At 60.8% G+C, this 11,541-nt stretch carries 11 protein-coding genes; 9 read left to right on the top strand and 2 right to left on the bottom strand.

Features of this window, described 5'->3' with window-relative positions; genetic code table 11:
- The first annotated feature begins 178 nt into the window (after window positions 1-178).
- From Q4Q11_RS15690 to phoB, 6 genes are all read left to right on the top strand, one after another.
- Entirely contained in the window at window positions 179-1,213 is a 1,035-nt protein-coding gene (locus Q4Q11_RS15690) for a substrate-binding domain-containing protein (protein ID WP_498570061.1), read from the top strand.
- Between the two features lie 62 nt (window positions 1,214-1,275).
- On the top strand, window positions 1,276-2,757 hold the full coding sequence (pstC, locus tag Q4Q11_RS15685) for a phosphate ABC transporter permease subunit PstC (RefSeq protein ID WP_113213931.1): 1,482 nt from the start codon (window positions 1,276-1,278) through the stop codon (window positions 2,755-2,757).
- Between the two features lie 29 nt (window positions 2,758-2,786).
- The gene (gene pstA / locus Q4Q11_RS15680) at window positions 2,787-4,088 is read left to right on the top strand and encodes a phosphate ABC transporter permease PstA (RefSeq protein ID WP_498570074.1); all 1,302 of its coding nucleotides are present in this window, start codon (window positions 2,787-2,789) and stop codon (window positions 4,086-4,088) included.
- Between the two features lie 14 nt (window positions 4,089-4,102).
- The gene (gene pstB / locus Q4Q11_RS15675) at window positions 4,103-4,918 is read left to right on the top strand and encodes a phosphate ABC transporter ATP-binding protein PstB (protein ID WP_113213930.1); all 816 of its coding nucleotides are present in this window, start codon (window positions 4,103-4,105) and stop codon (window positions 4,916-4,918) included.
- A gap of 52 nt (window positions 4,919-4,970) precedes the next feature.
- Window positions 4,971-5,684: a phosphate signaling complex protein PhoU gene (gene phoU, locus Q4Q11_RS15670; protein ID WP_015338719.1), complete on the top strand. Its 714-nt coding sequence runs from the start codon at window positions 4,971-4,973 to the stop codon at window positions 5,682-5,684.
- A gap of 31 nt (window positions 5,685-5,715) precedes the next feature.
- Window positions 5,716-6,399 (top strand): phosphate regulon transcriptional regulator PhoB, encoded by a 684-nt coding sequence (gene phoB / locus Q4Q11_RS15665; RefSeq protein WP_004128368.1) that lies wholly within the window; start codon window positions 5,716-5,718, stop codon window positions 6,397-6,399.
- A 147-nt stretch (window positions 6,400-6,546) separates the two neighbouring features.
- Here phoB and Q4Q11_RS15660 read toward each other — a convergent pair whose 3' ends face one another.
- Window positions 6,547-7,074 carry a GcrA family cell cycle regulator gene (locus Q4Q11_RS15660; RefSeq protein ID WP_113213929.1) on the bottom strand — a complete coding sequence of 176 codons (528 nt, stop codon included), beginning with the start codon at window positions 7,072-7,074 and terminating at the stop codon, window positions 6,547-6,549.
- Window positions 7,075-7,497: 423 nt separating this feature from the next.
- On the opposite strand from Q4Q11_RS15660, the gene Q4Q11_RS15655 reads away from it, so the two are divergent.
- The 3 genes from Q4Q11_RS15655 to Q4Q11_RS15645 all read left to right on the top strand — a co-directional run bounded on the left by Q4Q11_RS15655 (window position 7,498) and on the right by Q4Q11_RS15645 (window position 10,932).
- On the top strand, window positions 7,498-8,697 hold the full coding sequence (locus tag Q4Q11_RS15655; protein ID WP_113337045.1) for an aspartate aminotransferase family protein: 1,200 nt from the start codon (window positions 7,498-7,500) through the stop codon (window positions 8,695-8,697).
- A 168-nt stretch (window positions 8,698-8,865) separates the two neighbouring features.
- Complete coding sequence (gene argF, locus Q4Q11_RS15650; RefSeq protein WP_113213928.1) at window positions 8,866-9,783, top strand: ornithine carbamoyltransferase; 918 nt, start codon at window positions 8,866-8,868, stop codon at window positions 9,781-9,783.
- Window positions 9,784-9,942: 159 nt separating this feature from the next.
- Complete coding sequence (locus Q4Q11_RS15645; protein WP_113213927.1) at window positions 9,943-10,932, top strand: Hsp33 family molecular chaperone; 990 nt, start codon at window positions 9,943-9,945, stop codon at window positions 10,930-10,932.
- 7 nt (window positions 10,933-10,939) lie between these two features.
- Here Q4Q11_RS15645 and apaG read toward each other — a convergent pair whose 3' ends face one another.
- On the bottom strand, window positions 10,940-11,332 hold the full coding sequence (gene apaG, locus Q4Q11_RS15640) for a Co2+/Mg2+ efflux facilitator ApaG/CorD (RefSeq protein ID WP_069611387.1): 393 nt from the start codon (window positions 11,330-11,332) through the stop codon (window positions 10,940-10,942).
- Window positions 11,333-11,541: the final 209 nt, after the last annotated feature.

The raw sequence follows: 11,541 nt of genomic DNA, 5'->3' as shown, positions 1-11,541 counted from the left end.
TGCAACGCGCTATTTCTGGCGTGAATTACCCTAATCATATCAATTGGATGGCCTGTCATAATTGTTTCACTCGCCTGACATAAAAGGGCGGTGTTTTCGCCAGTAAGAATGGCATGCTGAAACAAGGCGGATGTGGCGTTCGCTTCAGCATTCTTCAAAGCTCATCAGGGGGTTCGTTATGAATGCTTTGAAAATGTCCATTCTTGCGCTGGTTGCGGCGGCTGCTTTTGCCGGCACTGCGGCGGCTCGCGATCAAATTCAGATCGCCGGCTCCTCTACGGTATTTCCATATGCCAAGATCGTTGCCGAGTCTTTCGGCGAGACCTTTGCCAACTTCAAGACCCCAGTGGTCGAATCGGGCGGCTCAGGCGCCGGCCTGAAGGAATTCTGCAAGGGCGTGGGAACGGATTCCATCGACATCGCCAATTCATCGCGCCCGATCAAGAGCAGTGAAATCGAAGCCTGCAAGGCCGCCGGCGTTGCCGATATTCAGCAGATCAAGATCGGTTATGACGGTATCGTCTTCGCCTTCGACAAGGGCAATCCGGACATCAGGTTCGAGCCGGCCGATCTCTACAAGGCCCTTGCCGCCGAAGTGGTCGTCGATGGCAAGCTGGTCGCCAACCCCTACAAGAAATGGTCCGAGATCAATCCGTCGCTGCCGGATTTCGAAATCGCCGCCTATATTCCGGGCGAGAAGCACGGCACGCGTGAAGTCTTCGAAGAGAAGGTACTTGCCGCCGGCTGCAAGGCTTCCGGCGCGGCCGATGTCATCAAGGCGGCTGTCTCCGATGCCGAGCGGCAGGCCAAGAAATGCATTGCCGTGCGCAAGGATGGCGCTGCTGTCGATATCGACGGCGATTACCCCGAAACGCTGGCCCGCATCAATGCCAACAAACACGGCATCGGTGTTTTCGGTCTCTATTTCTTTCAGAACAATGCCGACAAGCTGAAGGTTGCCACCGTGAGCGGCATCGTGCCCTCCGGTCAGACGATCGCGGATGGCACCTATCCGGTATCGCGGCCACTGTTCTTCTATGTCAAGAAGGCCCATCTGGGTGTCGTCCCCGGGCTCAAGGAATATGTCGATTTCTTCACCAGCGATCAGATGATCGGACCGGACAGCCCGTTGGCGGAATACGGCCTTGTGCCGGCGCCGGATGCCGAGCGCAGCCAAATCCGTAAGGACTTTGCTGACGGGAAGATCATGTGAATGCGTAAGGATTGGACACCGGCGCGGCTTGGTGCCGCGCCGGCGTTCGCCGGGGAATGGGAATGAGTGTATCGCTGCTGCTGCTTTGCCTGTCGGTCATCGGCGCCTTTGCTTTCGTGCTGGGGCGGGTGAGGGCGGCTGCGCTGTCGGGCGGCAGGTCCTCGGCCATGCATTCCCGGCTCGGCTACCACGGCGCCTATGCCGCCATATGGGCGGTGCTTCCGGCTTTGACGCTCGTCTGTGTCTGGCTGATCGCCAGCCCCATCGTCATCGATCGCCTGGTGACCAAATCCTTTCCTGAAGAGGTTCAGGCTCTGCCACCGGCCGAACTCAATCTCAGCTACGGCATGGTGCGCAGCATCGCCCATGGCATGCGCATGCTGGATGGCCGGGAGCTTGCCGATGTCGATGGCGGCAAGGCCGATCTTCAACTGCTGCTGGCGCAAAAAGGCGTTCCCCTCGCCGTTCGCCCCACGGGCTACATGATCGACGCCGCCAACAAGTATAACAGCATGCGTGAAATCGGCCGGATGGTGATGTCGGCGGCGGCGATCGTCGTTTCGCTGCTCTGCGCGGTCTGCGGCCTTCGTGCCATCGCACCGCGTTTTCGTGCCCGCAACCGTGTCGAACAGATCATTCTCGGCGCATTGATCATCGCCTCCTCCATCGCCGTGTTGACGACGGTGGGGATCGTCGTTTCGATGCTTTCGGAAGCGGCGCGCTTCTTCAGCATGGTGCCTGCCGACGAATTCTTCTTCGGAACCGTCTGGGATCCGCGCTTTGCCGGCGCGGGGTCACAGACCTCGGGCACCTTCGGCCTGATTCCGCTGCTGGCGGGAACGATCTATATCGGCCTCGTGGCCATGCTCTTCGCCGTCCCCATCGGCCTGTTCGCGGCGATCTACATGGCCGAATATGCTTCCGCACGCGTTCGCTCCGTCGCCAAGCCGATGCTGGAGGTTCTGGCCGGCATTCCCACGATCGTCTACGGCTTTTTCGCCCTCGTGACCGTCGGACCGTTTCTGAGAGATATCTCCGCCGAGATCCATGGCTTGATGACCGGAAGCTATAGAAGCTTCATCGAGGCGCAGAGCGTTTTGACGGCCGGCTTCGTCATGGGAGTGATGCTCATTCCTTACGTCTCTTCGCTATCGGACGACATCATCACGGCCGTGCCGCGCTCGCTTCGCGACGGCTCGCTCGGCCTTGGCGCCACGCGGTCCGAGACGGTCAAGCGCGTGCTGCTGCCGGCTGCCCTTCCGGGCATCGTCGGCGCGCTGCTGATGACCGCGTCGAGGGCCGTCGGCGAAACCATGATCGTTGTGCTGGCCGCAGGCGTAGCGGCGCGCATGCAGCTCGATCCCTTCGAGCCGATGACCACCGTCACGGTGAAGATCGTCAACCAGCTGACCGGGGATCTTGAGTTCACCTCGCCGCAGACACTCGTCGCCTTCGCGCTCGGCATCACGCTGTTCTGCCTGACCCTGTGCCTCAACGTCTATGCGCTCTACATCGTCCGCCGATACAGGGAGCAATACGAATGAGCGACGTCGTATCCTCCTCAGCGCCGAATATGCCTCGCGGGCTCACGCCGGGTGCGTTTATGCGCCGCGATATCGGCATCAGACGGCGCTATGCCGCCGAGCGCCGCTTTCGCGCCTACGGCTTCACAGCCGTCATCTTCGGTCTTGTGTTCCTTGTTATCCTGGTCTCGACCGTGGTCGGCAACGGCTATACAGCCTTCGTGCAGACGTCGATCACCCTGCCGATCGAATTCGCGGAGAAGACGATCGACCCGGCGGGCAGGCGCGGCAGCGATCCGAAGGTCCTGATAGCAGCCAATTATCAGGTGCTGGTGCGAGAAGGGCTGGTGAAGGCGCTCGGCATTGATCCCGCCAATCACGCGCTCGTTCGTGAAGCGATCGCCATGGTATCGGACGGCGCCAGGATCGTGCTTCGCGACCGGGTCGCCGCCAATCCGTCGATCATCGGAACGACGGAGAACGTCACCTTCCTGGCCAGCGCCAACATCGATTCCGCCAGCAAGGGACAGATCGATCTGACCGTCAGTGAGAAGGACCGTAAGGTATCCGACCGCCAGGTCGCGTGGATGAAACGGCTCAGCGATAGCGGCGCGTTATATAAGGCCTTCAACAGCGGCTTCTTTCTGTCCGGAAATTCGAGCCGGCCGGAAGCTGCGGGGCTCGGTGTCGCGCTGATCGGCTCGCTCTATCTGATGCTGACCGTGCTCGTGCTCGCCTTGCCCATCGGCGTCGCCGCCTCGATTTATCTGGAGGAGTTCGCGCCGAAGAACCGGCTGACGGATCTGATCGAGGTCAACATCAACAATCTCGCCGCCGTGCCCTCGATCGTCTACGGTCTCCTGGGCCTCTCGGTCTTCATCAACACGATGGGCCTGCCGCGCTCGGCTTCGCTGGTCGGCGGTCTCGTATTGAGCCTGATGACGCTGCCGATGATCATCATCGCGACGCGCTCGGCGCTGCGGGCAGTGCCGCCGTCGATCCGTAGTGCTGCGCTCGGCCTTGGCGCCTCGCGCATGCAGATGGTTTTCCATCACGTCCTGCCGCTTGCGATGCCCGGCATTCTGACGGGCACGATCCTCGGGCTTGCCCATGCGCTCGGCGAGACGGCGCCGCTGCTCTTGATCGGCATGGTCGCCTTCGTCGCCAATTATCCAGCATCGCCGCTCGATCCTTCGACGGCGCTGCCCGTGCAGATCTACATGTGGGCGAACGAAGCCGAGCGTGCCTTCGTCGAAAGGACGTCCGGCGCCATCATCGTGCTGCTCTTCTTCCTCGTCGCGATGAACATCGGCGCCATCCTGCTGCGCCGGCGCTTCGAACGGCGCTGGTAAGGGAGGGTCGTAAGATGAACATGATGACCGAAGCCGCAAGCGAAAGAGCATTGACCAGGAAGATGACGACGATCCCCTACAAGATGATCGGCCAGGATGTTTCGGTCTTCTATGGCGACAAGCGCGCGCTCTTCGACGTCAATCTGAAGATACGCGCCAATACGGTCACGGCTCTCATCGGCCCGTCCGGCTGCGGCAAGTCCACCTTCCTGCGCTGCCTCAACCGCATGAACGATACGATCGAGACATGCCGCGTCACCGGCAAGATCACGCTCGACGATCAGGACGTCTACGACAATAGCATCGATGTCGTGGAATTGCGTGCCCGCGTCGGCATGGTCTTCCAGAAACCCAACCCGTTTCCAAAGTCGATCTACGAGAACGTCGCCTACGGCCCGCGCATCCATGGCCTGCATCGCTCCAAGGCCGATCTCGAGCATATCGTCGAAACCAGCCTGCAGAAGGCCGGTCTCTGGGGTGAGGTCAAGGATCGGCTCCATGATGCCGGCACGAGCCTGTCCGGCGGTCAGCAGCAGCGCCTGTGCATAGCCCGCGCCGTCGCGGTCAGCCCGGAGGTCATCCTGATGGACGAGCCGTGCTCGGCGCTCGATCCGATCGCGACCGCCAAGGTCGAGGATCTCATTCACGAGCTGCGGGAGAATTTCACCATCGTCATCGTGACGCACTCCATGCAGCAGGCAGCCCGCGTCTCGCAACGCACCGCAATGTTCCACCTCGGCCATCTGGTCGAGGAGAACGACACCGATAAGATGTTCACCAATCCCGACGATTTCCGCACGCAGGATTACATCATGGGCCGTTTTGGTTGATGATGTCAGGCGCGCGGCTCCTTTCACACAGTTCACTTTGAGGATAGAAAAAATGGTCTCCACTCACATTCTCTCAGCCTACGACGAAGACCTGAAGTTCCTGACGCGCCGCATTGCGGAAATGGGCGGCCTGGCCGAGCAGATGGTCAGCGACAGCGTACGCGCCCTGGTCAACAGCGACGCGGCCCTGGCCCAGAAGGTCATCTCCGACGATGTGGTTCTCGACCATGCCGAGCGCGAAGTCGGCGACAAGGCGATCGTCACGATCGCCCGCCGTCAGCCGATGGCCGCCGACCTTCGCGAAATCATGGGCTCGATCCGCATCGCCTCCGATCTGGAGCGCGTCGGCGATCTCGGCAAGAACACTGCAAAGCGCGTCATTGCCGTACAGGGCACCGGCGTCCCCCGCCGTCTTGCCCGCGGCATCGAGCATCTCTCCGAACTGGCATTGAGCCAGCTCAAGGAAGTTCTGGACGTTTACGCCACCCGCTCGCCGGACAAGGCCGTGTCGATCCGCGAACGCGACGAGGAAATCGACGCCATGTATACCTCGCTCTTCCGCGAGATGCTGACCTACATGATGGAAGATCCGCGCAACATCACCACCTGCACGCATCTTCTCTTCTGCGCCAAGAACATCGAGCGCATCGGCGACCATGCCACCAACATCGCCGAGACGATCTATTACATGGCGACTGGTGCTCAGCCGGAAGGCGAGCGCCCGAAGGATGATACCGCCAACACCGTCGGCGCGGTGACGGAATAATTTGGAAGCGAAGAAAGGAGACCATAGGCGCATGGTTCCGAGAGTTGCTGTTGTAGAAGACGAGGAAGCGCTCAGCGTTCTGCTGCGCTACAATCTCGAGGCTGAAGGCTTCGAGGTAGATACGATCCTCAGAGGCGATGAGGCCGAGCTGCGTCTCCAGGAGCGCATCCCCGATCTCCTGATCCTCGACTGGATGCTCCCCGGCGTGTCCGGTATCGAGCTCTGCCGCCGGCTGCGCATGCGGCCGGAGACCGAGCGCCTGCCGATCATCATGCTGACCGCCCGCGGCGAGGAAAGCGAGCGCGTGCGTGGCCTTTCCACCGGCGCGGACGACTACGTCGTCAAGCCGTTCTCGACGCCGGAGCTGATGGCTCGCGTCAAGGCGATGCTGCGCCGTGCCCGCCCGGAGGTTCTCTCCACGGTGTTGCGTTGCGGCGATATCGAGCTGGACCGCGAAACTCACCGTGTCCACCGCAAGAGCCGCGAAGTGCGGCTGGGGCCGACGGAATTCCGCCTGCTGGAATTCCTGATGTCCTCGCCGGGCCGCGTCTTCTCGCGCTCACAGTTGCTCGACGGTGTCTGGGGCCACGATATCTACGTCGACGAACGCACTGTCGACGTTCATGTCGGCCGCCTGCGCAAGGCGCTCAATTTCTCCAATATGCAGGATGTCATCCGCACCGTTCGCGGCGCGGGCTATTCCATGGAAGCCTGAGCGGCAAGGCCGCTCGGGCATCACTACATAGCGGCGGAAATAGAAAAACGGGCCTCGAGTGGCCCGTTTCTCATTTGCAGCGCCGCGCACCATATGTGGCGCGCAAAGGTCGCTGTAGCGCTTTAAATCTGCTGCACAATGTGACGCTTAACCGTTGTTTCGGCGGCGATCATGCACCGGCTGGTATGCCATGCGCTGGTGATAGGTGCAGTAAGGCGACGAATCCGGGCTGTCATTGCCGCAGAAGTGGAAATCGTCCTTCAGCGGATCGCCGACTGGCCACTTGCAGGTGCGTTCCGTCAGCTCCGTCAAGCCAAGCCGGCGGGAGATCGGAACGACGACGTTTGCAGCCGGGCGATATTGGATTTCGTTGACGGAATCAACCTCGATCTCTTCCTTCAGCATGGTTGCACCCTGCTGGCGGGTGATTACGGTGCGGGTGGCAACGCGCGATCCGTAGCTCGTGGCGCGAGGAGCTGTGGCGCTGCGCTTCGGCGTGCGCGCCGCGGTTGTCGTGCCGCCTGCCTTCGCTCGGCCGGGAAGGTTGAGGCGGTGTACCTTGCCGATAACGGCATTACGGCTCACTCCGCCAAGCTGCGCAGCGATCTGGCTGGCGCTCAACCCTTCGGACCATAGCTTTTTCAGCTTCTCGACGCGTTCGTCTGTCCAATTCATGCCCTGTCTCCGCTGTCGCGTTTCCGATGGCAGAATCCCTCACCATTGCCTCGCATGGAAACGAGGCGCGAAACGCTCTAAAATTGTGGTGACTAGTTCCGCCGCATGCAGTCTAGCAATTGCTTTTTAACCTAGTGTGAGGCTGACTCCGTGACAAGAGTCGCGGGAATCTTGAGGAATCGATTTCGAGGTTTTCCCCAACTTGCTGTCCCGGCGTGGCATTTCTGCAATAGCCGCCGCCGAACCCATCTCTTTTGCCCGCAAGCGCTTTCTCGCACCTGCTAAACGCCAGTTTTGTTGACATCGCGGTGCAAAACATCAATAGTGCCCGAGCCGCCGCAAGGCGGCATTTTTGATTTTTTCGGGCCTGTTTCATCAAATGGAAGCGATCGGTCCTTAAAGTTGTGATCAGGAGATATGGCCATGGCCGAGACCACGCCGCTTTATGACACCTATCTGCGCGCTCCGCTGCGGTTTGAGCGAGGCGAGGGCGTCTGGCTGGTTACCGAAAATGGCGAACGCTACCTCGATTTCGCAGCCGGCGTTGCCGTCAATTCTCTCGGCCATGCGCATCCCCATCTCGTCGCGGAGCTGAAGGCACAGGCCGATAAGGTCTGGCATCTGTCCAACCTCTACGAAGTGCCCGGTCAGGAGAAGCTGTCGAAGCGGCTGACGGAGGCGACCTTCGCCGACAAGGTATTTTTCACCAACTCCGGTGCCGAGGCACTGGAATGCGCCATCAAGACGGCGCGGCGCTATCAATTCGCCAAGGGGCATCCCGAAAAGTTCCACATCATCACCTTCGAGGGCGCCTTCCACGGCCGCACCATCGCGACGATCGCCGCCGGCGGTCAGGAAAAGTACATCGAGGGCTTCGGCCCGAAGGCGCCGGGCTTCGATCAGGTGCAGTTCGGCGATCTCGATGCCGTGCGTGCCGCGATCACCGAGGCGACGGCCGCGATCCTGATCGAGCCAGTACAGGGCGAGGGCGGCATCCGCCCGGCCACCAACGAATTCCTGCGCGGACTGCGCCAGATCTGCGACGAGCACGGCCTGCTGTTGATCCTCGATGAAGTGCAATGCGGCGTCGGCCGTACGGGCAAGCTCTTTGCTTATGAATGGGCCGGTATCGAGCCTGACATCATGGCCGTTGCCAAGGGTATCGGCGGCGGTTTCCCGCTCGGCGCCTGCCTTGCGACGGCGGAAGCCGCTTCGGGCATGAAGGCGGGCACGCATGGGTCGACCTATGGCGGCAATCCGCTCGCCATGGCGGTCGGCAATGCCGTTCTCGACATCGTGCTTGCCGAAGGCTTCCTGCAGCATGTGCGCGATGTCGCGCTGGTTTTCCGCCAGGGGCTCGCCTCGCTCAAGGATCGTTTTCCAGATATCATCGAAGACGTTCGCGGCGAAGGGCTGATGCTCGGCGTCAAGGCGGCCATTCCGCAGGCGGACCTACTGCAGGCGATCCGCGCCGAGCATCTGCTTGGCGTTCCGGCCGGCGACAATGTCATCCGCCTGCTGCCGCCGCTGGTGGTGACCGCTGAAGAAGCGCGCGAAGGTCTTGCCCGCCTGGAACGTGCCGCGGAGCGCGCGCGCTCTGCCCGCGCCAAGAAATCGGCTTGAACTCAACGCCCGTAGATGGGGCGATTACTGCGCCGCGCGTCGGGCGACGCGCAAAGGACGCAGTAACATTTAGGAATCGCATAAGCTTTCCTAAAATCGATGCCGATTTAAGGGCTTATGCGTGCCCCACGCGGGCGTTATTGTTTTTTCTGGAGCACAGGTAAGGACATGGCTTCTCCGAAACACTTTCTCGACCTCTCTGCCGTTCCGGCTGCCGATCTGCGTCACATCATCGATGACGCGATCGTGCGAAAGAGCGCACAGAAGGCCGGCACGGCCGACAAGCCGCTCGCCGGCAAGATGCTGGCGATGATCTTCGAGAAGCCGTCCACTCGAACCCGCGTCTCCTTCGACGTCGGCATGCGGCAGCTCGGCGGCGAGACGCTGTTCCTCTCCGGCACCGAAATGCAGCTTGGCCGCGCCGAGACGATCGGCGATACGGCAAAGGTGCTGTCGCGCTATGTCGATGCGATCATGATCCGCACGACCGATCATTCGCGCCTGCTGGAACTGGCCGAGCACGCGACCGTTCCGGTCATCAATGCGCTGACCGACGACACGCATCCCTGCCAGATCATGGCCGATATCATGACGTTCGAAGAGCATCGCGGCCCGATCAAGGGCAAGACGCTCGCCTGGACAGGTGACGGCAACAATGTGCTGCATTCGCTGATCGAAGGCGCGGCGCGCTTCGGCTATCGCATGAATATGGCGGTACCCCTTGGTTCCGAGCCGAAGGATCACTATCTGAACTGGGCTCGCAACGAGGGCGCCGAAATCATGCTCTCGCATGACGCAGACCGCGCGGTCGCCGGCGCCGATTGCGTAGTAACCGATACCTGGGTTTCCATGAATCAGGAGCACCGGGCTCGCGGTCACAACGTCTTCCAGCCCTATCAGGTCAACAAGGCTTTGATGGCACAGGCCGGCAAAGACGCTTTGTTCATGCATTGCCTGCCCGCCCATCGCGGGGAGGAGGTGACGGACGAGGTGATCGACGGTCCGCAATCCGTTGTCTTCGATGAGGCGGAAAACCGCCTTCATGCGCAAAAGTCGATTCTTGCTTGGTGCCTGGGCGCGATCTGAGAATATGAAGCCGCGCCTCAAGGGCGCGGGCACCAGAGCCGGATGATTTTAGGTCTGTTCGACCTAAAATCTGAATCCGCTCTAGAATCAAAGAAATTGAGCATGATGTCGCCCGAAAACCGCTCACACTTTTCGGCGTCATGCTCCAGGAGTAAAGCAATGGCCGAAAATGCCGCCTCGCTGGGTCAGTTCGATTTCGCCGGTGACGATCACGTCGTCCCCTTCCAGGTGGAAGGTTTGGACGTGCGCGGCCGTGCCGTGCAGCTCGGTCCGCTGCTGGACGCGATCCTCGCCCGGCACGACTATCCCATGCCGGTTGCACGCCTTCTGGCCGAGGCCATCGTCCTCACCGTGCTTCTCGGCACCTCGCTGAAGTTCGAAGGCAAGTTCACCGTGCAAACCAAGGGCGACGGTCCTGTCGATCTTCTGGTCGCCGATTTCTCGACGCCGGAAAATGTCAGGGCCTATGCGCGTTTCGATGAAGAAGAGCTGGCAAAGGCAGTGGCTGAAGGCCGGACCGAGCCGGAGCAGCTGCTCGGCAGGGGTGTGCTCGCCTTCACCATCGATCAAGGCCGCTTTACGCAACCCTATCAGGGAATCGTGCCGCTCGACGGCGCTTCGCTCGAGGAGATTGCCGGCACCTATTTCCGCCAGTCGGAACAGATTCCGACCCGCGTCCGCCTCGGCGCTGCGGAGCTCTTCGATCGCGATGAGAATAACAAGCCGCGTCATCGCTGGCGTGCCGGCGGCTTGATCGCGCAGTTCCTTCCCGAGGCGCCTGAACGCATGCGTCAGCCGGATATCCATGGCGGCGACGGCGATACCGGCCTGCGCCATCATGTCGAGGACGATGCCTGGGCGGAAGCGCGCAGCCTCGTGGAAACCATCGATGCCGACGAGCTGACGGATCCGCAGGTCGGCACCGAGCGGCTGCTGTACCGCCTGTTCCACGAACGTGGCGTGCGCGTCTACGAGCCGAAGGCCGTCTATGATCGCTGTTCATGCTCGCGGGACAAGCTGAAGGGTGTATTGAAGGGCTTCACGGCCGAGGAGATCGATGCAAGCCAGGACAATGGCGAGATCGCCGTGACCTGCGAGTTCTGCTCGACGACCTATCGCTTCGAAGTGTCCGAGATAGAAGCGGCCTGATGCTACTCTAGTTCAGGGTACGCAGCAGGTTCGGCGTATCGAGAGAGAAGGCGGGGATCTTGACATGGAATTGTTCCCCGTCGTCCGTCTCCATCTGGTAATGGCCGAACATCATGCCTGAGGGCGTGTCGAGTGGGCAGCCCGAGGAATATTCATAGGTATCGCCGGGCTTCAAGTGCGGCTGCTCGCCGACCACGCCGGGGCCTGTCACTTCATCCACGATGCCGTTCATGTCGGTGATGTGCCAGTAGCGCGTCACCAGCTTGACGGCCTTCTTCGAATGGTTGGAGATGACGATGCGATATCCCCAGACATAGCGATCGTCATCCGGGTCGGATTGCTCCTCCAGATAAAACGGTTCTACGACAACTTCTATGTCGCGTGTTAAGGCGCGATACATGCCTGATACCTTGCCACTGTCCTGAAGCGCCGAGGCCACTTTCGAGCCTGGTCGTCGCTTCGGTATTTCCAAGCTTGCGGCATATTATCCGCTTTCCATCACTCTCGCAAAGTGCTGGATTTCTAGCGGTATCCTATAACCTACCCGTTCCGTCAAGGAACGGCACGATGAAAACTTGCGTAAACCGCCGGCGCGGCTTGGAATTCAGC

This window comes from Rhizobium sp. UFLA01-1127 (genome assembly GCF_059803845.1).
This window is presented reverse-complemented; position numbering and strand designations above follow the sequence as displayed.